A 22696-nucleotide genomic window follows, 5' to 3' on the forward strand; every position below is an offset into this window, starting at 1 on the left:
ACCATGCATCATATCCTGCTTGCCAGCGACACCGATTTCGAAGGCTGGCGCACGGCGGCGCGTACATTGCTGCGCGCCGATGTCGCGCCGGCAGACATCGCCTGGGATGTCGAGGGCCGCGCGGCCGTACTGTTCGCGCCGACGCCGCTGCCACAGCCGGACGGCAACGCCGCCGCCGTGCACGTTCCCGCGGCCTTCATGAATCTGGCGCGCAGCGCCATTCTCAACCGCGAGCCGCAGCGTTTTGCCCTGCTCTACCGTCTGCTGTGGCGCCTGCGCGCCGAACCCGAGTTGATGCGCCTCGCCACCGACGAGGATGTCATGCGGATCGGCAGCCTTGCCCGCGACGTCCATCGCGATGAACACAAGATGCAGGCCTTCGTCCGCTTCCGCGAGATCGGCCGCGAGCGCGAGTCGCGCTACGTCGCCTGGTTCGAACCGGCTCATTACATCGTCGAGGCGACCGCGCCATTCTTCGCGCAGCGTTTCGCCGACATGGCCTGGTCCATCCTCACCCCCGACCGCTGCGCCCACTGGGACGGCTCCCACACCGTGTTCACCGAAGGCGCGACGAAGGCCGACGCGCCGGCCGGCGATCCGCTGGAAACCGTCTGGCGCACCTATTACGCCAGCATCTTCAATCCGGCCCGTCTCAAGGTCCGGGCGATGAAGGCGGAGATGCCGGTGAAGTACTGGCGGAACCTGCCGGAGGCCTCGCTGATTGACCCGCTGATCCGAAAAGCCGGCCAGCGGACGCAGGACATGGTTGCCCAGCCGCCGACCGCGCCGCATGGATCACCGCAGCGAAAGGACGCCGTGATGGACAAGTCTCCCGCGACCAGTGACGCGCTGGCGCATCTGCGCCAGGAGGCGATGGCCTGCCGCGCCTGCCACCTGTGGCAGGATGCGACCCAGACCGTGTTCGGCGAAGGGCCACCCCACGCGCCGGTGATGATGGTCGGCGAGCAGCCCGGCGACAAGGAAGACCTCGCCGGCCGGCCGTTCGTCGGCCCCGCTGGACAGATGCTCGACCGCGCGCTCGCCGAGGCCGGCATCGACCGCGACAAGGTCTATGTCACCAATGCTGTAAAACATTTCAAGTTCGTGCCACGCGGCAAGATCCGCCTGCACCAGAAGCCGAACGCCGGCGAGATCAAGGCGTGCCGCCCGTGGTATGCGCGCGAGCGCGCGCTGGTGAAGCCAACCCTGGTGGTCGCGCTGGGAGCAACCGCCGCGCATTGCGTGTTCGGCAAGGCAACGCCGATCGGCAAGAGCCGCGGCCGGCTGATCGATCTCGACGACGGCGCGCAGGCGATCGTCACCGTGCATCCGTCCTATCTGCTGCGGCTGCCCGACGAAAACGAAAAGGCCGCGCAGTACGCGGCCTTCGTCGCAGATCTCGAACTGGTCGCGAAGGCGCTGCGCCAGGCGGACGCGGCCTGATCAGGCCGGCAGCGTGCCCTCGACCAGCTTCACCCAGTACGACGAGCCATGGACGATCGCCTCATCGTTGAAGTTGTAGGCGGGGTGATGCAGGCCGGCGCTGTCGCCGTTGCCCATGAAGATGAAGGCGCCGGGACGCGCTTCCAGCATGTAGGCGAAATCCTCCGCGCCCATGATCGGGATGGCGTTGGCGTTGACGTTGGCCTCGCCGGCGATCTCGGCCGCGGTCTTCAGGGCGATATCGGTCTGGTCGGGATGATTGACCAGCACCGGATAGCCGCGGTTGTAGTCGAGCTCGATGGCCGCACCGGTGGCCTGCGCCACGCCCGCCACCACCTCCTGCACGCGCTGCTGCACGAGGTCGCGCATCTTCGGCTTCAGCACGCGCACGGTGCCGAGCAGTTCCGCCGATTGCGGAATGACGTTGGTGGTGTGGCCGGCGTGGAAGCTGCAGATCGACACCACGGCGGACTCAAGGGGATCGACGCTGCGCGAGACGATGCTCTGCAGCGCGGTGACCAGCTGCGAGCCGGCGAGGATCGGGTCGATGCCCTTGTGCGGCATGGCCGCGTGGCTGCCCTTGCCCTCGATGCGGATGGCGAGCTTGTCCATCGAGGCCATCAGCGGCCCCTGACGGATGGCGAAGCTGCCGATCGGCATGCCCGGAATGTTGTGCATGCCGTAGACCTGATCGATCGCGAAACGATCCATCAGGCCGTCCTTGATCATGGCGGCCGCGCCTGCGCCGCCCTCCTCGGCCGGCTGGAAGATCACCACGGCGTCGCCAGCGAAGTTGCGCGTCTCGGCGAGATAGCGCGCGGCACCGAGCAGCATCGCGGTGTGGCCGTCATGACCGCAGGCATGCATCTTGCCCGGCGTGGTCGACTTGTAGGGAACGCCGGTCTCCTCCTCGATCGGAAGCGCATCCATGTCGGCACGCAGGCCGATGGCGCGGACGTTGCGGCCCTCCGCCGCCTTGCGCCCCCTGATGACGCCGACGACGCCGGTCTGGCCAAGGCCCGTGACCACCTCGTCGCAGCCGAACTCCTTGAGCCGCTCGGCCACGAACGCCGCCGTGCGGTGCACGTCGTACATCAGTTCGGGATGGGCATGCAGATCCCGCCGCCAGGCCGTAATGTCGGGGTGAAGTTCGGCGATCCGATTGACGATGGGCATGACGTCCTACCAAAAACCAAAAATACAGCCGCCGCGGAGACGGCGACCATTTGCGATCCCCTTGAGGCTACCATGGGCCGGGGCTCTCGCCCAAGATCGGCGATGCGGCAAAAACGGTCACCACGAGGGCCGAATCGCCCCGAACACAGGCATTTCGCACAACGGATATGGCTTTTCCGCACGTTCCCCGGACAGGGAAAAAATGCTCTAAAACCCGTGACAGAATGACGACATGTGACGTGACGGGGTGGAATGACCAGGCGGCTCGAGGGGGATTTCGACTACATCGTGGTGGGCGCCGGCACGGCCGGCTGCATCGTGGCCAACCGCCTGTCGGCGGATCCACGCCGGCGGGTGCTGATTCTGGAGGCCGGCGGCCGCGACAACTGGATCTGGTTTCACATCCCGGTCGGCTACCTCTTCGCCATCGGCAATCCGCGCTCCGACTGGATGTTCCGCACCGAGCCCGAAGCCGGCCTCAACGGCCGGGCGCTCGCCTACCCGCGCGGCAAGGTGATCGGCGGCTCCTCCGCCATCAACGCCATGATCTCGATGCGCGGACAGGCGGCCGACTACGACTACTGGCGCCAGCTCGGCCTCGCCGGCTGGGGCTGGGACGACGTGTTGCCGGCGTTCAAGCGCCTGGAGGATCACTTCCTCGGCGCCAGCGACATGCACGGCGTCGGTGGAGGCTGGCGCATCGAGGCGCCACGGCTGTCATGGGACGTGCTGGATGCGGTCGCGAATGCGGCTGCGGAGATGGGCATCCCGCGCACCGCGGACTTCAACACCGGCAACAATGAAGGCATCGGCTACTTCCATGTCAACCAGAAGCGCGGCCGGCGCTGGTCGTCGGCGCGCGGCTTCCTCAAGCCGGCGCTGAACCGGCCGAACCTGCGGCTCGAAACCGGCGTACTGGTCGACCGCCTGATCGTCGAGAACGGCCGCGCCGTCGGCGTCCGCTTCATCCAAGGCGGCGAGATCGTCGAAGCCCGCACGCGCGGCGAGGTCGTGCTGTGCTCGGGGTCGATCGGCTCGGTGCAGGTGCTGCACCGCTCCGGCATCGGCCCGCGCGAATGGCTGGCGCCGCTCGGCATCGACACCGTGCTCGAACGCGACGGCGTCGGCCGCAACCTGCAGGACCACCTGCAGCAGCGCGCGATCTATAAGGTCAATGGCATCCGCACCCTCAACGAGACCTACTACTCGCTGCCGCGCCGCGGCCTGATGGGGCTCGACTATCTGCTGCGCCGGCGCGGACCGCTGACCATGGCGCCGTCGCAACTCGGCATCTTCACCCGCTCCGATCCGCACCAGGAGCGCGCCAACATCCAGTTCCACGTGCAGCCGCTGTCGCTCGACAAGTTCGGCGAGCCGCTGCACCGCTTCCCTGCCATAACCGTCGCCGCCTGCAACTTGCGCCCGTCCTCGCGCGGCGCCATTCGCCTGCGCGACAGCAAGCCCGATACGCCGCCGATCATCGCGCCGAACTATCTCGCCACCGCCGACGATCGCCAGGTCGCCGCGGATGCGATCCGCGTGACACGCCGGCTGATGAAACAGGCCGCGCTCGCCCCTTACCGGCCCGACGAGTACCTGCCCGGCCCCAGGGTCGGCGACGACGACGGCTCGCTGGCCAAGGCCGCCGGCGATATCGGCACCACCATCTTCCATCCGGTCGGCACCGCAAAGATGGGCCGCGCCGACGACGCCACGGCGGTGGTGGACGAACGGCTGCGCGTGCATGGCCTCGGCGGCCTGCGGGTGATCGATGCCTCGGTGATGCCGACCATCACCTCGGGCAACACCAACACGCCGACCGCGATGATCGCCGAAAAGGGATCGGCGATGATGGTCGAGGATGCGCGCTGAGGCTTTCGCGATGCGCCGATCACATTAAAAAAGAAAAATGGCCGGACACATGCCCGGCCATTTTGTGTCGGTCGATGCGGCGCAGGCCGCGCCGGCAACGCCTGACGATCAGCCGGCGGCGACCACCGGCTTGTTCGCGGGCACCACCAGGTTCACGATCACCGCCACGGCGATGTTGAGCGCGAGCGCCAGCAGCCCGGTGTAGAGCGTGATGGCGGTGTCGCCGAGATGCAAGGTGTGCAGCGGCTTCAATCCATCGGAGAAGGCGAAGTAGGTGCCGCCGAAGAAGCCGACCGCCCAGCCGGCGAGCAGCGCCGGCGCACGGAACCAGCCGACGAACAGACCGAACACCAGTGCCGGCAGCGTCTGGATGATCCACATGCCGCCGAGCAGTTGCAGATCAAGAGCGAACTGCAGCGGCAGGAAGACGATCGCGGCCAGCGCCCCCACCTTCACCACCATCGAGGTGATCTTGGCAACCTGCGCCTCGCCGGCATCGGAGATGTCGGGATTGACATAGGCGCGCCAGAAGTTGCGGGTGAACAGGTTGGCCGCGCCGATGCTCATCACCGCCGCCGGCACCAGTGCGCCGATCGCAATCGCCGCGAACGCAAAGCCGGCGAACCAACTCGGGAACAGCGTCTGGAACAGCGCCGGCACTACGTCATTGTTGCTGGCGACCTGCAGATGCGCGGCGATGCCCATGTAACCGAGCAGCGCCAGCAAGCCGAGCAACAGCGTGTAGGCCGGCAGCAGGATGGCGTTCTTGCGGATGGTGTTGGCACCGTTGCTGGCGAAGATGCCGGTCAGGGTGTGCGGATACATGAAGGCGGCGAGCGCAGACCCCAGCGCCAGCGTCGCATAGGCGACATACTGGTTGCCCCCGAGCAGGATGCCACCGGAGCCCTTGGCCTTGAATGCGGCATCCGCCGCCGCGAACACCGCACCGTAACCGCCGAGTTTCGACGGGATCAACGCCACCGCGGCGATCACGGCGATATAGATCATGATGTCCTTGACGAAGGCGATCAGCGCCGGCGCGCGCAGGCCCGACGAGTAGGTGTAGAACGCCAGCACGAGGAAGGCGATGATCAGCGGCGTCTCGCCGGTCAGTCCCAGCGCCTTGATGACCGCCGCCATGCCGATCAACTGCAGGGCGATATAGGGCATGGTGGCGATGACGCCGGTGATGGCGACCGCGAGCTCCAGCGTCTTCGAACCATACTGCCCGCGCACCACGTCGCCCGCGGTAATGTAATTGTGCGTCTTGGCGACTTCCCACAACTTCGGCATCACCGCAAACACGAAGGGATAGACCACGATCGTGTAGGGCAGCGCGAAGAAGCCGTAGGCGCCGGTCGCATAGACCAGCGCCGGCACGGCGATGACGGTGTAGGCGGTATAGAAGTCGCCGCCGATCAGGAACCAGGTGATCCAGGTGCCGAAGTTGCGGCCGCCGAGGCCCCATTCGTCGATGCGTGCCAGGGTTTCCGGACGCCGCCACTTGGCGGCGACGAAGCCCATGATGGTGACCAGGATGAAGAAGAAAATGAAAACGCCGAGGGCGACGGTATCGACTTCAGTCTTCATCTTTCACTCCCCGATAGGCGATCCAGATCAGGAGCGAGGTGATGGGCACCCAGGCCAGCTGGTACCAGTAGAAGAAGGGAAAGCCGAACAGGACCGGGTCGTGCTGATTGTAGAACGGGACCCAGAGCAGTCCGATGTAGGGAAGAGCCAGCAGCCAAAGCCACCGGTTTTGCGTGCGCGTTTTCATGACGATCCGGCCTCGCATCGATGACGGCGCGAAAGTGACGTCACTTGGATAGCCAGACCGCGCCATGCCGTAAAGCGCCGCGTCGTCGAACGTGAGGCGTCTCGCCGATGGTCAGCCATGCGTCGCGCTCACGCGCAACGCCGTGAAATCAGGGCCGCATCGCCATTGTGACAGGGCCGGGCGTGCGCACAGGTTCAGCCAGGCGGGCGAAATCACATAACAGTGATCGTGTCTTTCGGGGATCGATGATCTCCTCGACCCAGAACTTTTCGGCAGTGCGAAATGGCGAACGCAGCTTGTTGAGGCGCGCCTCGATCTCCGCCAGCTTGGCCTGCGGATCATGGGCGGCGTCGATCTCGGCGCGATAAGCCGCCTCGATGCCGCCTTCGAGCGGCAGCGACCCCCAATAGCCCGACGGCCAGGCATAACGCAGCGACAGCCGGCCGGCCGGCTGATTGACGGCGCCGGCGACGCCGAACGCATTGCGGATGATCACCGTGCACCACGGCGTCCGCGTCTGGTTGATCGCCGCCATGGCGCGAACGCCATGACGGATCGTGGCCGCGCGTTCCGCCTCCAGCCCGATCAGGAACCCGGGACAATCGACGAGATAGACCACGGGCAGATGAAAGGTCTCGGCGAGATCGACGAACCGAACGATCTTCTGGCAGGCCTCGGCCGTCCACGCTCCGCCGTAGTGATAGGGATCGCTCGCCATCAGCGCGACCGCCCGGCCGTGAAGCCGTGCGAGACCGGTGATGATCGAGCGGCCGAAGTTCTGTCCCATCTCGAAGAACGTGCCGCGATCGACGACGCTGTCGATGATCGGCCGCATCTTGTAGACCTGCCGGCGGTTGCGCGGCACGGCCTTCAGCAGACTTTCGTCGGCGCGTTCGGGATCGTCGTCGCAGGCCAGCGTTGGCGGCAGTTCGTAGACCGACGACGGCAGATAGGACAGAAAACGCCGCGCGCAGGCGAATGCCTCCTCCTCGGTGTCGACCGCATGATCGACCGCACCGCTGCGCGTCTGGATCTCCCAGCCACCGAGTTCCTGCTTGTCGAGTTTTTCGCCGAGCCGCGCCACCACCGGAGGCCCCGCCACGAACATCGCCGACGTCCCGGTCATCACCGAATAGTGGCTGGCGGCAAGCCGCGCCGCACCAAGGCCCGCGACCGAGCCGAGCCCGAGACCGACCACCGGCACCTGCGCAAGATTGGTGGTCGTGAAGTAGAACCCCATCGTGCCGCCAATGCCGCCCGGCAGGTTCGCCGCGCCGCGCGTCTCGATGGTCTTCACCGAACCGCCGCCGCCGGAGCCCTCGATCACACGAATGATGGGCAGGCGGAAATCCGCCGCCATCGTTTCCGCCATCAGCGGCTTCTGCGGCAGCGACGCATCGGCCGAGCCGCCCCGCACGGTGAAATCGTCGCCGACCACGACGACGGTGCGGCCATCGACCCGCCCCCGGCCGAACACGCAGTTCGCCGGGGTGAGGTCGACGAGATCACCGTTGTCGTCATATTCGCCGCTGCCGGCGATGGCGCCGATCTCGTGGAAGCTGCCGGCGTCGAGCAGCCTGTCGATCCGTTCACGGACCGTCAGGCGTCCCGCATCATGTTGCCGCCTGACTTTCCCGGCGCCGCCCATCTGCTGCGCGAAGGCTTGCCGCCGCGTCAGCTCGTCCAGCTCCGGCTTCCAGTTCATTCCGCATCTCCCTGACGCCGGCGACAATCGATGGCCCCTTCCGGATCGGACGCGCCGACGGCGCTTCCACGAAAGGATTGTCCTCGACGCTGTCGGACATGCCGATCACCGCTCGCGACAGTTTCAGCAGCTCCGGCGCGACCTCCACCCGCATGCGCGCCTCGTCATACATGCCGGCCAGCAGGCCGACGGTGATCACCAGATAGTCGCGATACTGCGGCGACCAGATCGGCACGGAGATGCCGTTGATATGCGGGTTCCACAAACCGCAGGAGATGACATAGCCGTTGTCGCGTAGCGAGCGGCGGTTGGCCTCGATCCGCGGCTGCAGCAGCTTCGCGTCCTGCGGGATCTCGCGCTCCATGTCCGCCATCAGCGCCGCATAGGCATCGGGATGCAGCGCCGCGGTGTAGCCATGGCCGGCCGCGGTGCGCGCGATCTCGATGCGGCTGCCGGTGGTCGACTGCAGGCCGACCGCATCATAGGCGCGCGCGTATTCGAGATAGACCATGTGGAAGCGGTCGGGCGCGACAAGGCCGATAGTGCCGGGAATGCGTTCAGCCATTTCCTGCATCCGCATCCGCACCAGCGCGCGGAAGCGCAGCCCGCGCATCATCTGCGAACCCATCGCGACGGCGCCGGGACCGAGGCGATACTTCTGATCTTGCGGGAGGTAAACGAGCTGCCCCATGCGGGTCAGCGTGTGGGTGAGGCGCGAGACGGTGGAACGCGGCAGACGGCAGCGATTGGCGATCTCGAGATTGCCGAGCCTGGACTCATAGCCCTCGAAGCAGCGCATCACATCGAAGGCGCGCGACACCACCTGGATGACATCGTTCTCCACGGTGCCATCGACAGCGACTTGGCCGTGCCGGCCCAGGCGTTCGGATCGACGTCCCATCAGGCAGCCTCCCCCACACGCGTGACCAGATGGGCATTTCCGGGACTTGCTGGATGTCGCATGCTCACTCCCTCAATTTCGCTCTGCGGAATATAATTCCACTTGTGCGATACGCTACCTCAGGCAATCTCGGGCGACAACCGGCAAAGGCGCCGGGACGCAAACTTGCGTAGCGTGTGTGCGCAAGACAGCTATGACCGTTCAGGGAGGTGACGTGGGAGACATCAAGATCACGACAGAAGTCGCAGGCCGCATCTGCGATTTGCTGATGAAAGCCGGCGAAAGCGTCGCGGAAGGCGACGACATCGCGCTTGTGGAAGCCATGAAAATGGAGATCCCGATCGCAGCGACGGCGGCCGGCACGATCAAGTCGGTGCTCGTCGGCGTCGACGACATGGTCGCCGAGGGACAAACGATTGCAATCGTTGAGACTTAGAGATGATCAGCGAGAAGCCATGTGGCTAACCCGGCTGAAACAAAAATTGAACTTTCAAACGTACGTTTTAAACATGCGGAAGTACCGGTTTCCCTTGTCATGCCCGGCTTCGGGGCACGACGATCCGGTTCAGTGTGCCTCGTGCGAATAATGGCCTTGTGAACGGGACGGAACTTGTTGCCCATAGCCGTCGTCTGAGATACGTGGCGCGCCCATTTTTGCGTCATCACCTGGGCCGGCGCCAATGGATCCGCGCGAAGCGTGGCCCGATGACAGACCCCGCGCCGTGCCCCGGTGATCCAGCTTAAGAGCTCATGAAAAACCGCGAACAAGCTGGATGCGCGGGTCAAGCCTGCGCATGACGCCGTGAGTATGGCTCGCACGCGGCGTGCTGCAAGCCTTACAACTTGACAAGCTGAACCGCTTGATCCTTTTCACGCTCCCAAGCGCGCGCGAATTCCAAGACCTCTTCCACCGTCTCATCTGGGTGGAACGAGGTCGTGATGAAGCGACTTGGATCTGAACCATCACCGACGACAAGCTCGTCGATGATGTCGTCGACTTTACTTGCGTCTTTCCCGACGATAGCAATGAGTGACACGCCATCACGAATACAATCTTCGACGAACGCATCCAGCGCATCCAAGCTCGACAGGGGCAGTTGCAAAACGATCTTTGGAGCGTAGCTCATCGGCCCACCTGCCAACATGCGCCATGACGCTGGAAAATTCCACCGCTCGCTGGCCAGGCTTCGGGGAACACTCCCCCAACCGTCAGAGCGAACTCAACGATGGACGAGAATTGGCGACAAGGTCAACGTGGCACGCACCGACATGCTCAACCTCCTGAGACCTCATACCGACTGGATGCTACCGTAGAGAATCTGGCGACGGGAACCCCAGATCGGGATCTCCGTTCCACATCAGTCGCTTTTGTTGCCCCTCATCGGATTTCGACAGCTCTATGCCGATCCGAACGAGGGCGAGTTGGAGAGCCTGGAGCGCGTCACCACCAATAGCTCGTCCTGCTTCGGCACGCTTCAAACCGGAGACCTCAAAGGCGCAACCAAATTCGTGGGGTGCGAACATCACGGGTTGATACAGCGACACAACAACTTTGCCTCCATCAGAAAGCGAGAGCTCTCGAGTTCCGATGAGAGTTTGAGCATTTGTCATAATGTATATCTCTCTTGAAAAGCCAGCGCCCCTGTCAAAGATCATGGAATGGGGATTAGATTCCCGGGAGAAATGAAGCTGGCATAGCCGACCTCGACGGTGGTCTTGCTGGCGCTCACATGCAGCGACTGACCAGCGTCAAATCATCTTCTGGCTGCTGGTAGTGGATGGGACCAAACTTTGGGAACACGACAACAACGCCCCGCCCGAGATAGCTCCATTGCGCTCTAGGATATTCAAGCGAATATTCATCAGCATCAATAGAGCACACAACAACTCCTTCGGAGTCGTCGCCCAATCTGACCAGATCTCCCAATCGAATCTGCTCGCCCGAAGAGTATTTCATTAGATCACCCTCCCTATCCTGCGAAAGGCTCGATCGGAAGAGTCCACTCCGGAAGGGCAGAGGGCGTCGACCACTCCGATTGCGCTGCCCGCCAGAAATCCTAAATTTCCACTCAGGCAGAAAGCTCATTCAGCGAGACCAACAATTCTATTGTTGCCTCAACGTTTACCGGATCAAGGTATTGATGGCCGCGACCTGTAGAAACCAGCGCATTGATCAGCGCCACATATTTTTGGTATCTCGCGGGCCGAACGAGCACGCAAGCACTTTCGCATCGGCTTCATCTCCAAACCCGACACGTTCGATCCGCTTCGACAGCGACTGAAGCTGCATCCCATCGGCAATAATAGCAACCTGGATCCAGCCATCTTCTTCGGCAAGTTTGACGACCCTGGTCAACATTGCGGCATGCTCCTATGGCTAGCCACTACCGCTTTACCCCGGCCGCGCTGCCAATTCCCGCAGCGTCGTCTTCAGCACCTTGCCGTAGTTGTTCTTCGGCAACTCGGCGAGCGCGACATAGCTCTTCGGCCGCTTGAAGCGGGCGATGTTGGCGAGGCAGTGGGCATCGAGCGCCGCGATGTCCAACGTCGCGCCCGGCGCGAGCACGAGATAGGCGACGACATTCTCGCCCCACTCCGGATCGGGCACGCCGATCACCGAGACCTCTGCCACCGACGGATGCGCCAGCAGCACCTCCTCGACCTCGCGCGGATAGATGTTGGTGCCGCCGGAGATGATGACGTCCTTGGAGCGGTCCGAGAGGGTGAGGAAGCCGTCGGCGTCGAGCCGGCCGACATCGCCGGTGCGCAGCCAGCCGTTAACGAGCGTCTCAGCCGTGGCCTTTGGGTTGTTCCAATATCCCAGCATCACCGGCGGGCCCTTGACCTCGATCTCCCCGACCGCATCCGGCGGCAGCACCGCGCCGTCAGTGCCGGTGATGCGCACGCACACCGCGCTGTGCGCCGTGCCGACCGAACGCAGCCGGTCGAGATGGCGCGGATGATCGACGTCGGCGTGGTGCGCCCGCGACAGCGCGGTGATGGTCATCGGCGACTCGCCCTGGCCATAGATCTGCACGAAGCGCTGGCCCATCACCGCCATCGCCTCCTTGATATCCTCGAGGTACATCGGGCCGCCGCCATAGACGACGGTCTTGATGCCCTCCCCGGTCTCGCCGCGGCTGCGCGCCGCCGCGACCAGCCGCTTGACCATGGTGGGCGCTGCGAACATCGACACCGAGGTGAGCTCGCGCGCAAGTGTCAGCACCTCGTCGGCGTCGAAGCCGCCGGACGGCGGCACGACATGGCGGCAGCCCATCCGCACATGGATGAAGTTGTAGAGCCCGGCACCATGGGACATCGGCGCGGCGTAGAGCGCTGCATCCGCGGGATGAACCTCGTCAACATCGGCGAGGTAGCACAGCGACGCCGACAGCAGGTTGCCGTTGCTCAGCATCACGCCCTTCGGACGCCCGGTGGTGCCCGAGGTGTAGAACAGCCAGGCGAGATCGTCGATCTCACGTGCCACCGGCGGCGCGGATGACAGGGATTGGCGCAACGCCGTGTAGGCCGCGCTGCCGACCGTGATCAGCGGCAGGCCCGCGGGCAGATCGGCCCGCGCGGCCTCCAGCAGCGGCGCGGTCTCAGCATCGACAAAAGCGAGCTTCGCCTGCGCGTTGCTGCAGATCCATGCCGCCTCGCGCGCGTGCAGCTTGGCGTTGATCGGGATGGCTACCGCGCCTGCCCACCAGATGCCATAGAGGCATTCGAGATAGTCGGTCGAATTGAACAGGAACAGCGCTACACGGTCGCCGGGCGCAAGCCCCTGCGCGGCGAGGTTGGCGGCGATCGCCGCCGCGCGCCGCGCGAAGGTAGCATAGTCGGCCTCGACCTTGGTCCCGCCGAGCAAAGCGGGAGCGGCCGGCACCAGCCGGGCGCTCGCCGCCAGCCACTCCGCGATGTTCATGTCAGCGCCCTGTCAGCGCGATGGCTCGAGGATCGAGACGTAGTTGGCGACCGCCGCTCCGCCCATGTTGAAGATGCCGCCGAGCTTGGGGCTCTTGAGCTGCATGCCCTCCGGCGCCTCGCCAGTGAGCTGCATCGCGCTCATCACATGCATCGACACGCCGGTGGCGCCGATGGGATGGCCCTTGGCCTTGAGGCCGCCGGAGGCGTTCACCGGCAGCTTGCCGCCGATGTAGGTCCAGCCTTCCTTGATGGCGCGCGCGCCCTGCCCCTTTGGCACGAGGCCCATCGCCTCGTACTCGATCAGCTCGGCGATGGTGAAGCAGTCGTGGGTCTCGACGAAGGACAGGTCCGACAGCGTGATGCCGGCCGCTTCCAGCGCCCGTCCCCACGCCACCGAGCAGCCCTCGAAATCGACGATGTTGCGCTTGGACAGCGGCAGGAAGTCCTGGGCATGGGCGACGGCGCGGATCGCGACCGAGCGGCGCATGCCCTTCGCGGTCTCGGCGTCGGTCAGCACCAGCGCCGCGGCGCCGTCGGACACCAGCGAACAGTCGGTGCGCTTCAGGGGGCCGGCGACGAACGGGTTCTTCTCGCCCTCCGAGCGGCAATATTCGAAGCCGAGATCCTTGCGCATCTGGGCGTAGGGATTGGCCACGCCGTTCTTGTGATTCTTCGCCGCGATCAGCGCCAGCGCGTCGGACTGGTCGCCATAGCGCTGGAAATACTGCTCGGCGATCTTGCCGAACACGCCGGCGAAGCCGCCCTTGGTCTCGCCGTCCTCCGGCAGGTAGGACGCGCGCAGCAGGTTCCGGCCGATCTCCGGCCCCGGGGTCTTGGTCATCTGCTCGACGCCAACCACCAGCACCACCTTGGCCGCGCCGGAGCGGATGGTCTTGATCGCCTGATGCACAGCGGCCGAGCCGGTGGCGCAGGCGTTCTCGACCCGCACCGCCGGCTTGAAGCGCAGCGCCGGATCGGCCTGCAGCACCAGCGACGCGGTGAAGTCCTGGGGAGAGAAGCCGGCATTGAAGTGGCCGAGCACGATCTCGTCGACATCGCCGGGCGCGACGCCGGCATCCGCCAGCGCGTCCGTCGCCACGCGCACGATGAGGCTCTCGACGGTTTCGGCCTCGAGCTTGCCGAACGGCGTGTGCGCCCAGCCGACGATCGATGCTGCTGTCATGATGGTTCTCCCGACATTCGTTGTTGTCGGGCCGGATCGGCCGGCCCGCGCGGCATTGTGCACCGCAGTCGGCCGACTTAACCATTGTCCCCGGCGGACATCAATATCGGCGGGGGAACTGGCAGGCATGCCGGCTGGGCGGCTGGCGGCGGTATTGGGGCAACAAAGCGTTGGCCGCCCACCGAACGCGATAGATTCCCCCACGTGATCCGTTACCCTGAGGTGGCCGTGCGAAGCATGGCCCTCGAAGGGCGACGGCCCGAGCGATAAAGCCTCGGCCGTTCATCCTTCGAGGCTCGCTTCGCTCGACCTCAGGATGACCGAAAACGAGCTCACTCGGGACGTTGCGTCCTACACCACGGTGCGGTGCCGCTCAATGCAGGTCGTGAGCACTTCGTCCATCGGCTTCGCCCACCAGTCGTGGGAGAAGATCTCGATCTCCGAATAGCCCGCGAACCCTTCAGCCTCGACCGCAGCGCGCAGCGAGGAAATGTCGATGGCGCCATCGCCCATCATGCCGCGATCGTTGAGGATATCCCTGGTCGGCACCATCCAGTCGCAGACATGAAACGCATGCAGGCGCTTCTTGCCGGCACGCTTGATCTGCGCCATCACCTCCGGATCCCACCAGATGTGATAGACATCGAGCGCGACGCCGAGCATGCCCGACGTCTCCGGATCGAGCCGGTCGCAGATGTCGAGCGCATGCTTCGTGGTGTTGACGCAGGCGCGGTCGGCCGCATAGGCCGGATGCAGCGGCTCGATCGACAGCGGCATGCCGACGGAGCGGGCATATTCCAGCATCTCGGCGATGGCGTCCTCGACCTGTTGCCGGGCGCCGGCGATGTCCTTTGACGGCGCGCTGCCAGGCCGCGAATACTGCGGCAGGCCGCCGACCACCAGCACGATGCAGGGCGCCCCCAGCGCCTTGGCCTCGTCGACGGCACGGCGGTTGTCGTCGCGCATCGCCTGGCGATGGGCGGCGTCCGCCGGAAACATGCCGCCGCGGCAGTAGCCGGACAATTCGAGGCCGGCGTCACGCACCGCCTTCACCGCGCGCTCGAGCCCGACCGCCGCGACCTGGTCGCGCCAGGGATCGATGGCGCGGATGCCCATGCGGGCGCAGGCGTCGACGATCTCGACGAGATTGCCCTGCTGGCGGACCGTCGCCGTATTCAGCGACAACCACCGGTGATCCCTCGAAAAGTCACGCATGTCAGCTATCGATGCCCCGTGTTGCCAGCACCGCCTTCATGCGGGCGGTCGCGCGCGCCGGATCGGCGAACAAACCGGCCTTGTCGGCGAGCCGGAAAATCTCGGCGAGATGCACGGTCGAGCGTGTGCTCTCCTGCCCGCCGATCATGGTGAAATGGTCCTGATGGCCGTTGAGATAGGCCATGAACACGACGCCGGTCTTGTAGAACCGCGTCGGCGCCTTGAAGATGTGGCGCGACAGCGGCACCGTCGGTCCCAGCACGTCATGGAAGGTGGCGAGGTCGCCTGCGGCGAGGCGCGACACGGCATAGGAGGCCGCGGGCGCGATGGCATCGAAGATGCCGAGCAGCGCATGCGAGAAGCCCTGCTCGTCGCCGGCGATCAGCTCGGCGTAGTTGAAATCGTCGCCGGTGTACATCTTGACGCGCGTGTCGAGGCGACGGCGCATGTCGATCTCGCGCTGCTTGTCGAGCAGCGAGATCTTCACACCATCGACCTTGGCCGCATTGGCATTGATGATGCCGACCGCGGTGTCCATCGCCGCATCGAGGTCGTTGGTGCCCCAATAACCCGTCAGCGCGGGATCGAACATGTCGCCGAGCCAGTGGATGATGACGGGCTCGCGCACCTGCGACAGGATGCGGTCGTACACTTTGCGGTAGTCGTCCGCGTTGCGACCGATACGGGCGAGCGCCCGCGATGCCATCAGGATGATACGGCCGCCGGCGGCTTCCACCGCGCCGACCTGCTCCTCATAAGCCCTGATGACGTCGTCGATCGACTTCGCGTCCTCCGGCGCGAGATGGTCGGTGCCGGCGCCCGAGGCGACCAGCGCGCCGCGCGGCCTGGCGGCTGCGACCGAACGCCGGATCAGTTCCAGCGACGTGGGCCAGTCCAGCCCCATGCCGCGCTGGGCGGTGTCCATCGCCTCGGCGACGCCGAGACCGAGATCCCAGACATGTTCGCGGAATGCGATGGTGCGGTCCCAGTCGATCGCCGCCGTCAGCCACGGATCGTTGTCGGCGCGCGGATCGGCGACCACATGGGCCGCCGAGTACACCACGCGGTTGAGCGTGCCTTCGAGGCGCGCGGGAAACGCCCGCGGCGACGACGGGTGGTAGGTCTCCAGCGTGCCGTCGGCCCGCGGCAATTGCAGCGAGAGCCCCGTCACCGAGGCCGCATGCTTGTTCATGACATCCTCCCTCAGGCCTTGATTGCGGGCACGTCCACCCAGCGACGCTCGCGCCAGCTCTGCAGCGCGCATTCGACGAGTTGCACGCCCTTGGCGCCTTCGAGCAACGTGTACTTATAGGGCGCATCCTCGCAGACGTGGCGGATGAACATCTCCCACTGCTCCTTGAAGCCGTTGTCGTAGACCGCGTTGTCGGGCACGCGCTGCCAGTCGGCATAGAAATCGTGGGTGCGCTTCTCGTCCGGATTCCACACCGGCCGCGGCGTCGCCTGGCGCGCCTGGATCATGCACTCGGTGAGGCCGGCGACAGCCGAGCCGTTGGTGCCGTCGACCTGGAAGGTGACGAGGTCGTCACGGTAGACGCGGGTCACCCAGGACATGTTGATGTGGGCGATGACGCCGCCCTTGAGGCGGAAGGTGGCATAGGCGGAATCGTCCGCGGTCGCCTTGTACTTCTTGCCCTGCTCGTCCCAGCGTTCGGGAATGTCGGTGGTGCCGAAGCAGGTCAGGCTCTCGACTTCCCCGAACAGGTTGTCGAGCACGTAACGCCAGTGGCAGACCATGTCGAGGATCATGCCGCCGCCGTCCTCGGCGCGGTAGTTCCACGACGGCCGCTGGGCGTCCTGCCAGTCGCCCTCGAACACCCAGTAGCCGAACTCGCCGCGCACCGACAGCATGCGGCCGAAGAAGCCGGAATCGCGGAGCATGCGCAGCTTCTTCAGGCCCGGCAGAAACAGCTTATCCTGGACGGTGCCGTGCTTGATGCCCCTGGCATTAGCGAGCTTCACGACCTTGAGCGCTTCCTCGAAATTGGTCGCGATCGGCTTCTCGCAGTAGATGTGCTTGCCGGCCTCGATCGCCTTGGTGAGCAGCGTCGGGCGCGCCTGTGTCGTCGCGGCGTCGAAGAAGATGGTGTCGTTGGGGTCGGCGAGCGCACGGTCGAGGTCCGTGGTCCAGCGCTCGACCTTGAGCGACTTCGCCAGCCGCTCGATCTTGTCGGCGTTGCGGCCGACCAGGATCGGATCGGGCACCACGCGATCGCCGTTCGCCAGAACCACGCCGCCCTGCTCGCGGATCGCGAGGATCGAACGGACCAGATGCTGGTTGAGACCCATGCGGCCGGTGACGCCGTTCATGATCACGCCAAGACGCTGTGTCGCCATACTCAGTGCTCCTGAAGATTTTTGTCGTGTGAGGGTTCGTGAAGAGGTGAAAGGGACGCCCAATCGGGATGCGCGCCGCCGGCGAAGCCCGGCTTGCGCAGCGACGCCGTCGACAGCGCGCCGGCCGCAGCCGCCAGGCGAACGCCTTCGCCGCGATCGACGTAGAGATCCGGATGCGCCGCCATGAAGGCCTTCGCTTCGGCTGCCGGGGCATCGCCAAAGCCAGCAACGTAGTGATGGCCGTTGCGCTCGGCGTGGGTCAGGCCGAGCAGCGCACCGAGCGCAAGGTCCTGCTGCACGCCGAGACCGGCCTGGCAGGTCAGATCCTCGCCGGAGACAAAGTATGCCGGCCCTTCCGCGCTCCAGCGTGCCGCCCGCACGGCGTTGAGGATGGACTTGTAGAGGCCCTTGCAGGATTTCGACGACACGCCGCGATAACCCAGCACCTTTGCCGCTGCGAATGCGCCGTAGGAATCGTCGGCTTCGTCGATGATGACATTGCGCCGCGCCAGTGCGCCCAGCGGCGTCTGCGCGGTGATGTCGCGCGGCATCGGCTGCTCGAGATAGAGCAGGCGCCGCGCGATCGGCGCCAGCGCCTTGTCGCTGTCGAGATGCCCCATCAGGTCGGCAAGCGCGGCAAGATCGGCGTACTGCTCGTTGGCATCGAGCGTCACCTGGATATCGCCGCCGACCGTATCGATCTCTCGGCCGATGGCCGCGAGACGCTCGGCGTCGGCCTGTGGCCGGCCACCGAGTTTGAGCTTGAAGAACCGCGTGCAGCGGCCGGCTGCGATCGCAGCCACGCCCCCTGCACCGTGCAACTCGTCGTCGAGCCCGACAGTGTGGCGGATGGCGACCGACGCGCCAGGTGCCCGGGACGCGAGAAAACCATCGATCCCGGACGGCACCAGATCCGGCGTCAGGCGAGCGTCGATCCCGGCGGCATTGCCAGCCATCGCCGTGAAAAAATCCACGCCGAGCGCACGCAGCAACGCATCGAGAACGGCCTTGTCGATCTCCGCCGGCCCGAACGCGGCGGCGAGCGGCGGGATGCTCTCTTTCGCGCAGCGCGCAAGCTGAACGCCGACACGACTGGCATGCAGGCCAAACGCCGTGTCGAAACCGTCCCCGGAGAGATAGAGATCCCGGGCGCCGGCGAGCGAACGGCGCAGTTCGTCGACGGTCGCTGCCGGCGACAGCTCCGGCCGCTTGTCGAACCACTTCGGCATCATCATCTCGGCGCTGGCGCCGATCGACGTGCCGCGGCCCTCGACCTCGATTTCCACCCGCACATAGGCCTGCGGCGCGGTGTCGACGGTCACCGCGCCAAAGCGGAACGGCTTGGCGAACCGCACCTGTCGCTCGAACAGGGCAATGTCGCGGACGGCCAATCGTGGTGTCATCGTAAGTTGCTCATCTGCCGTGCGTCACGGTCCATGCGTGGACCGGACGAACGGACGTTTCAGTGGTGCGAACTGTCAGTCGAGCGCGCCCTGGGCGAGGAAATGTCCCCGGATCTTCTGGGTCAGCGCGATGAACCGCGGGTCCGCCATGATATCGAGCGTGCGCGGCCGTGGCAGCGGCACGTCGTAGATCGCCGCGATCGCACCGGGCCGCTCGGTCATCACCAGCACGCGGTCGGCCAGGAACACAGCCTCGGGGATCGAGTGGGTGATCAGCAGCACGGTCTTGCGCGTCTCGCTCTGGATGCGCTGCAGCTCGACGTTCATGCGCTCGCGCGTCATGGCGTCGAGCGCGCCGAACGGCTCGTCCATCAGCATGATCTTGGGATCGTGCACCAGCGCGCGGCAGATCGATGCACGCTGCTGCATGCCGCCCGAGAGCTGCCAGGGCAGCTTCTTCTCGAAGCCCTCCAGGCCGACCATCTTGAGGAGCGCCTTGGCGCGCGGCAGGTACTTGTCGCGCGGCAGCCGTTTCATGTCGATCGGCAGCATGACGTTGCCGAGAATAGTGCGCCACGGCAGCAGCAGCGCGTTCTGGAACACGATGCCGACATTGCCGTGCGGCTGCACCACCTTCTCGCCGTCCACCAGCACCTCGCCGGTGGTCGGCGGCAGCAGGCCCGAGATCAGCTTCAGCAGCGTGGACTTGCCGCAGCCGGACGGGCCGACGACGACGAAGAACTCGCCGTCGTTGATGTTGAAGTCGAGGGGCCGCAGCGACGGAACGTCGCCGTCGCGGCTGCGATAGGTCTTGGACACGCCGGAAATCCGGATTCCCGATGTGCCACGCATTTCGGGCTGCACGAGATAGGGCCGGGACTGAACCTTGGAAGTGCTTGCTGTCATTGGTGTCGCACGTGTCCGGATCAAGGGGTCTTCGACGGCAGGTAGTCGTTGGTGTAGAACGCCTTCGGATTTTCCAGCGCCTTGCTGTCGAGGCCGCCGTACTCGACCATCAGGCTGACCGAATCGACCATGTTGCCGTCGGTGACGCGGAAGGGACGCTCACCCTTGGTCTCGGGCGTGCGATAGAGCGGGATCGTGAGTTCGAAGCCCTGTGTCAGCGTCTCGATCTTGCCGCCCTTCGGGTTGGCGTTGAGGATCGATTGCGCAGCGGCCTTCGGGTCCTTCTCGGCGGCTTCCACCGCCTTGGTGGTGGCGGCCATGAAGCGCTTCACGATATCGCCGTTCTGCTTGACATAGTCGGTGTTGGCGATGATGCCCGACGACACCATGTTGATGCCGTAGTCGGCGAACTTGATGGGGTAGACGTCCTTGCCGGTGGCATCCTTGATCTTCATCGACTGGTCCATGACGTAGCCCAGCAGCAGGTCGGCCTGGCCATTGATCACCGCATTGAGCTTGGTCTGGCCGTCACCGGCGACCGTCTTGAAGTCGGCTTCCTTCAGGCCCGTGCGCTTGAGGAACAGCGGCCAGATCTGGGTCATGGAGTCAGCCGGTGTGATCGCCACCGTCTTGCCCTTGATGTCTTCCGGCTTGCGGATGTTCTTGTCGGCGAAACCCATCACCGACATCGGGCTGGTCTGCAGCAGCACGCCGGTGGCGATGACCGGGGCGCCCTTGATGGTGGCGCGCATCATGGTCGGCACGTCGACGTAGCCGAAGTTCGCGGTCTTCGCCGCCACCGCCTGGGTGGTCGCCGCCGAGCCGCGCCCTTCCTGGATGTCGAGATCGATGCCCTCGGCAGCGTAGATACCCTTTTCCTTGCCGTAATAGAACGGCGCATGCTCGCCATAGACGTACCAGTTGAGCATCAGCACCACCTTGTCGGCGGCCGACGCCGGGGTCGTGACCGAGAGCCCGGCCCACGCGAATGCAGCGATCGTCGCGATCATCTTCTTCATTGCTACTCCTCCAGGTCCACGCAGCCTTGATGCTGCTTGTTGCTTGATCGGTCTTAAGCCGCCTCGCCTACACGGCGATGACGAGGTCGTTGCGCTGGCTGACATGCCAGGGAATGACGAAGCGTTCGATGCGGTCGACGAGCCAGAACAGCACCACGCCCATCAGCGCCAGGATGACCAGCGCGGCGAACATCGTCGGCAGGTCGAAGGTGCCGATCGAGCGCTGCAGCACGTAGCCGATGCCGGAGTTCGAGCCGACGAACTCGCCGACCACCGCTCCGACCACGGCCAGCGTCACCGATACCTTGAGGCCGGAGAAGATCGCCGGCATGGCGTGCGGCAGGTTCACGGCACGGAAGACATGAAAGCGGCTGCCCTGCATGGCGCGCGCGAGGTCCACCATGTCCGGATCGACCGACTTGAAGCCCTGCACCGCCGACACCACGACGGGGAAAAAACCGAGCAGAAACGCGGAGATGATCTTCGGGAAGATGCCGAAGCCGAACCACACCACGAACAGCGGCGCGATCGCCACCTTGGGGATCGACTGCGAGAACACCAGGAGCGGATAGACGTAGCTCTCGATCGTCTTGGAGCCGGCGATCAGCATCGCAATGGGAATGCCGAACAGCGCCGACAACGCAAAGCCCCACAGCGTTGCGTAGGTCGTCGGCCACGCCTGCGCCAGCAGTTCGGGCCACGACTCCCAGAGCACGATGACGACATCGCGCGGCGACGGCACCTGATAGGCTGGAATGTGGAAGAGGCGGATCGAGAGGTCCCAGGCGACCACCAGCAGGGCCAGGAAGAGGAACGGCCGCACCCACGCATTGCGCAGCAGCGCAGCGACGCCGCCCCGGCCCTTGCGTTCATCCATCGATCGTCCTCCCAGGCGCCCCGCCGTTCCGCCGGCAACAATTTAACTCGTTGGATAAATACTACGCAGCCTTCACCGAATGTCAAATCGGCGCGTTCGCGCCGAAAGGCCGCAGGGCCCGGCGTCGCCGCAACGGCTTCGAAAATCGAGAAAAATCAGACGGTCGTGGTCGCCAGCGCGCGAGCCTTCGCCGCCTTCGCCGTCTTCTTCTTGCCGGACTGTGCGCCAGCAGGCGTCCCCGTCAGCGCCGCCAGCACGAGGCCGACGACATGGGCAAGCCGTTCATCCTTGGCCTCGGTCGACAGCAGGTTGCGGCCGAAGATGACACTGAGCGTCGCGCTGTTCGACAGATAGAAAAAGCACAGGGCGGCGATGGAAATATAGAGCTGCACCGGGTCCATCGCGACCTGGAAGTCGCCGCGCGCGACGCCGCGATCGACTACGGTGCGGATCATCTCGACGAACGGCGAGTGCATCGACTTCACCTTGGTCGAGCGCTTGAGATGGGCGGCGCGCTCGAGATTTTCGGTGTTTAGCAGCGCCAGGAACTCGGGATTGCGGATGAAATAGTTCCAGGTGAAACTGATCAGCACTTCGATCGCCTCCGGCGGATCGAGGTGCTCGAGGTTCAGCTCGCGCTCCTCGGCGCGGATGTGCTCATAGGCGCCCTCCAGGACCGTGAGATAGAGGTCCTCCTTGTTGCCGACATGGTAGTACAGCATGCGCTTGTTGGCGCCAGCCTCCGCGGCAATACGGTCGACACGCGCGCCGGCGAGGCCATAGTCCGAGAACTCGCGCTTGGCTGCCGCCAGAATCCGCAGCCGCATGCCTTCCGGATCACGCTGCCATTTCGCGGGTCGACTGGTCTTGGCCAAGATGGGGCGTCCTCGTTTGCAGGCGGTTGCGTCATCGTAGCCCGGCAAGGCGGATGTCGGAT

23 protein-coding genes are annotated in these 22696 nt (G+C 65.1%); 4 read left to right on the forward strand and 19 right to left on the reverse strand.

Annotation, left to right across the window (positions count from 1 at the left end):
• The first annotated feature begins 3 nt into the window (after window positions 1-3).
• A complete protein-coding gene (locus JQ639_RS06365; protein ID WP_211970346.1) occupies window positions 4-1443 on the forward strand; it encodes a UdgX family uracil-DNA binding protein in 1440 nt (479 codons plus the stop codon).
• On the opposite strand, the gene JQ639_RS06370 is transcribed toward JQ639_RS06365, so the two are convergent.
• Complete coding sequence (locus JQ639_RS06370; protein ID WP_211970347.1) at window positions 1444-2619, reverse strand: M20 aminoacylase family protein; 1176 nt, start codon at window positions 2617-2619, stop codon at window positions 1444-1446.
• Between the two features lie 252 nt (window positions 2620-2871).
• Between JQ639_RS06370 and JQ639_RS06375 the strand changes: the two genes are divergently transcribed.
• Window positions 2872-4491: a GMC family oxidoreductase gene (locus tag JQ639_RS06375; protein ID WP_211970348.1), complete on the forward strand. Its 1620-nt coding sequence runs from the start codon at window positions 2872-2874 to the stop codon at window positions 4489-4491.
• An 18-nt stretch (window positions 4492-4509) separates the two neighbouring features.
• A complete protein-coding gene (locus tag JQ639_RS35795; RefSeq protein ID WP_371745185.1) occupies window positions 4510-4596 on the forward strand; it encodes a zinc-finger domain-containing protein in 87 nt (28 codons plus the stop codon).
• A gap of 3 nt (window positions 4597-4599) precedes the next feature.
• Here the strand turns inward: JQ639_RS35795 and mctP are convergent, their stop codons facing one another.
• From mctP to JQ639_RS06395, 4 genes are all read right to left on the reverse strand, one after another.
• Window positions 4600-6081 carry a monocarboxylate uptake permease MctP gene (gene mctP, locus JQ639_RS06380; protein ID WP_211970349.1) on the reverse strand — a complete coding sequence of 494 codons (1482 nt, stop codon included), beginning with the start codon at window positions 6079-6081 and terminating at the stop codon, window positions 4600-4602.
• Window positions 6071-6268: a DUF3311 domain-containing protein gene (locus JQ639_RS06385; RefSeq protein ID WP_211970350.1), complete on the reverse strand. Its 198-nt coding sequence runs from the start codon at window positions 6266-6268 to the stop codon at window positions 6071-6073. Before JQ639_RS06385 ends, mctP begins: the two co-directional genes overlap by 11 nt.
• Window positions 6269-6416: 148 nt before the next feature.
• On the reverse strand, window positions 6417-7973 hold the full coding sequence (locus JQ639_RS06390; protein WP_211970351.1) for an acyl-CoA carboxylase subunit beta: 1557 nt from the start codon (window positions 7971-7973) through the stop codon (window positions 6417-6419).
• Window positions 7882-8874, reverse strand: coding sequence for an IclR family transcriptional regulator (locus JQ639_RS06395; RefSeq protein WP_211970352.1), 993 nt, complete (start codon window positions 8872-8874; stop codon window positions 7882-7884). The genes JQ639_RS06390 and JQ639_RS06395 overlap by 92 nt, the downstream gene beginning before the upstream one ends.
• Window positions 8875-9088: 214 nt before the next feature.
• Between JQ639_RS06395 and JQ639_RS06400 the strand changes: the two genes are divergently transcribed.
• Entirely contained in the window at window positions 9089-9310 is a 222-nt protein-coding gene (locus JQ639_RS06400) for an acyl-CoA carboxylase biotin carboxyl carrier protein subunit (RefSeq protein WP_211970353.1), read from the forward strand.
• A 400-nt stretch (window positions 9311-9710) separates the two neighbouring features.
• Here the strand turns inward: JQ639_RS06400 and JQ639_RS06405 are convergent, their stop codons facing one another.
• The 14 genes from JQ639_RS06405 to JQ639_RS06470 form a co-directional block, all read right to left on the reverse strand.
• Window positions 9711-10001, reverse strand: a complete 291-nt coding sequence (locus tag JQ639_RS06405; RefSeq protein ID WP_211970354.1) for a DUF7684 family protein — start codon at window positions 9999-10001, stop codon at window positions 9711-9713.
• A 178-nt stretch (window positions 10002-10179) separates the two neighbouring features.
• On the reverse strand, window positions 10180-10485 hold the full coding sequence (locus JQ639_RS06410; RefSeq protein WP_211970355.1) for a DUF6968 family protein: 306 nt from the start codon (window positions 10483-10485) through the stop codon (window positions 10180-10182).
• A gap of 115 nt (window positions 10486-10600) precedes the next feature.
• A complete protein-coding gene (locus JQ639_RS06415) occupies window positions 10601-10831 on the reverse strand; it encodes a hypothetical protein (RefSeq protein ID WP_211970356.1) in 231 nt (76 codons plus the stop codon).
• Between the two features lie 216 nt (window positions 10832-11047).
• A complete protein-coding gene (locus tag JQ639_RS06420) occupies window positions 11048-11233 on the reverse strand; it encodes a hypothetical protein (RefSeq protein WP_211970357.1) in 186 nt (61 codons plus the stop codon).
• Window positions 11234-11266: 33 nt separating this feature from the next.
• Window positions 11267-12799: an AMP-binding protein gene (locus tag JQ639_RS06425; protein ID WP_211970358.1), complete on the reverse strand. Its 1533-nt coding sequence runs from the start codon at window positions 12797-12799 to the stop codon at window positions 11267-11269.
• A 12-nt stretch (window positions 12800-12811) separates the two neighbouring features.
• Entirely contained in the window at window positions 12812-13984 is a 1173-nt protein-coding gene (locus tag JQ639_RS06430) for an acetyl-CoA acetyltransferase (RefSeq protein ID WP_211970359.1), read from the reverse strand.
• A 351-nt stretch (window positions 13985-14335) separates the two neighbouring features.
• Complete coding sequence (locus tag JQ639_RS06435) at window positions 14336-15199, reverse strand: sugar phosphate isomerase/epimerase family protein (RefSeq protein ID WP_211970360.1); 864 nt, start codon at window positions 15197-15199, stop codon at window positions 14336-14338.
• A 1-nt stretch (window position 15200) separates the two neighbouring features.
• Window positions 15201-16391 (reverse strand): dihydrodipicolinate synthase family protein, encoded by a 1191-nt coding sequence (locus JQ639_RS06440; RefSeq protein ID WP_211970361.1) that lies wholly within the window; start codon window positions 16389-16391, stop codon window positions 15201-15203.
• Window positions 16392-16402: 11 nt separating this feature from the next.
• Window positions 16403-17554: a Gfo/Idh/MocA family protein gene (locus tag JQ639_RS06445; protein WP_211970362.1), complete on the reverse strand. Its 1152-nt coding sequence runs from the start codon at window positions 17552-17554 to the stop codon at window positions 16403-16405.
• A gap of 2 nt (window positions 17555-17556) precedes the next feature.
• Complete coding sequence (locus JQ639_RS06450) at window positions 17557-18957, reverse strand: enolase-like domain-containing protein (RefSeq protein WP_211970363.1); 1401 nt, start codon at window positions 18955-18957, stop codon at window positions 17557-17559.
• A 75-nt stretch (window positions 18958-19032) separates the two neighbouring features.
• The gene (locus JQ639_RS06455; protein ID WP_249123689.1) at window positions 19033-19809 is read right to left on the reverse strand and encodes an ABC transporter ATP-binding protein; all 777 of its coding nucleotides are present in this window, start codon (window positions 19807-19809) and stop codon (window positions 19033-19035) included.
• Window positions 19810-19883: 74 nt separating this feature from the next.
• Window positions 19884-20882 carry an ABC transporter substrate-binding protein gene (locus JQ639_RS06460; protein ID WP_211970365.1) on the reverse strand — a complete coding sequence of 333 codons (999 nt, stop codon included), beginning with the start codon at window positions 20880-20882 and terminating at the stop codon, window positions 19884-19886.
• A 67-nt stretch (window positions 20883-20949) separates the two neighbouring features.
• On the reverse strand, window positions 20950-21759 hold the full coding sequence (locus JQ639_RS06465) for an ABC transporter permease (protein WP_211970366.1): 810 nt from the start codon (window positions 21757-21759) through the stop codon (window positions 20950-20952).
• A 155-nt stretch (window positions 21760-21914) separates the two neighbouring features.
• Window positions 21915-22634, reverse strand: a complete 720-nt coding sequence (locus tag JQ639_RS06470) for a TetR/AcrR family transcriptional regulator (protein ID WP_211970367.1) — start codon at window positions 22632-22634, stop codon at window positions 21915-21917.
• Window positions 22635-22696: the final 62 nt, after the last annotated feature.

Origin of the sequence: Bradyrhizobium sp. U87765 SZCCT0048, assembly GCF_018131225.1 — a bacterium.
GTDB lineage: Bacteria > Pseudomonadota > Alphaproteobacteria > Rhizobiales > Xanthobacteraceae > Bradyrhizobium_A.

What these genes read in the sequence shown, in the direction of transcription:
- JQ639_RS06365 (WP_211970346.1), top strand. Translation starts at nt 4, where the DNA reads ATGCATCATATCCTGCTTGCCAGCGACACCGATTTCGAAGGCTGGCGC.
- JQ639_RS06370 (WP_211970347.1), bottom strand. Translation starts at nt 2,619, where the DNA reads ATGCCCATCGTCAATCGGATCGCCGAACTTCACCCCGACATTACGGCC.
- JQ639_RS06375 (WP_211970348.1), top strand. Translation starts at nt 2,872, where the DNA reads ATGACCAGGCGGCTCGAGGGGGATTTCGACTACATCGTGGTGGGCGCC.
- mctP (WP_211970349.1), bottom strand. Translation starts at nt 6,081, where the DNA reads ATGAAGACTGAAGTCGATACCGTCGCCCTCGGCGTTTTCATTTTCTTC.
- JQ639_RS06385 (WP_211970350.1), bottom strand. Translation starts at nt 6,268, where the DNA reads ATGAAAACGCGCACGCAAAACCGGTGGCTTTGGCTGCTGGCTCTTCCC.
- JQ639_RS06390 (WP_211970351.1), bottom strand. Translation starts at nt 7,973, where the DNA reads ATGAACTGGAAGCCGGAGCTGGACGAGCTGACGCGGCGGCAAGCCTTC.
- JQ639_RS06395 (WP_211970352.1), bottom strand. Translation starts at nt 8,874, where the DNA reads ATGGGACGTCGATCCGAACGCCTGGGCCGGCACGGCCAAGTCGCTGTC.
- JQ639_RS06405 (WP_211970354.1), bottom strand. Translation starts at nt 10,001, where the DNA reads ATGAGCTACGCTCCAAAGATCGTTTTGCAACTGCCCCTGTCGAGCTTG.
- JQ639_RS06410 (WP_211970355.1), bottom strand. Translation starts at nt 10,485, where the DNA reads ATGACAAATGCTCAAACTCTCATCGGAACTCGAGAGCTCTCGCTTTCT.
- JQ639_RS06415 (WP_211970356.1), bottom strand. Translation starts at nt 10,831, where the DNA reads ATGAAATACTCTTCGGGCGAGCAGATTCGATTGGGAGATCTGGTCAGA.
- JQ639_RS06420 (WP_211970357.1), bottom strand. Translation starts at nt 11,233, where the DNA reads ATGTTGACCAGGGTCGTCAAACTTGCCGAAGAAGATGGCTGGATCCAG.
- JQ639_RS06425 (WP_211970358.1), bottom strand. Translation starts at nt 12,799, where the DNA reads ATGAACATCGCGGAGTGGCTGGCGGCGAGCGCCCGGCTGGTGCCGGCC.
- JQ639_RS06430 (WP_211970359.1), bottom strand. Translation starts at nt 13,984, where the DNA reads ATGACAGCAGCATCGATCGTCGGCTGGGCGCACACGCCGTTCGGCAAG.
- JQ639_RS06435 (WP_211970360.1), bottom strand. Translation starts at nt 15,199, where the DNA reads ATGCGTGACTTTTCGAGGGATCACCGGTGGTTGTCGCTGAATACGGCG.
- JQ639_RS06440 (WP_211970361.1), bottom strand. Translation starts at nt 16,391, where the DNA reads ATGAACAAGCATGCGGCCTCGGTGACGGGGCTCTCGCTGCAATTGCCG.
- JQ639_RS06445 (WP_211970362.1), bottom strand. Translation starts at nt 17,554, where the DNA reads ATGGCGACACAGCGTCTTGGCGTGATCATGAACGGCGTCACCGGCCGC.
- JQ639_RS06450 (WP_211970363.1), bottom strand. Translation starts at nt 18,957, where the DNA reads ATGACACCACGATTGGCCGTCCGCGACATTGCCCTGTTCGAGCGACAG.
- JQ639_RS06455 (WP_249123689.1), bottom strand. Translation starts at nt 19,809, where the DNA reads ATGCGTGGCACATCGGGAATCCGGATTTCCGGCGTGTCCAAGACCTAT.
- JQ639_RS06460 (WP_211970365.1), bottom strand. Translation starts at nt 20,882, where the DNA reads ATGAAGAAGATGATCGCGACGATCGCTGCATTCGCGTGGGCCGGGCTC.
- JQ639_RS06465 (WP_211970366.1), bottom strand. Translation starts at nt 21,759, where the DNA reads ATGGATGAACGCAAGGGCCGGGGCGGCGTCGCTGCGCTGCTGCGCAAT.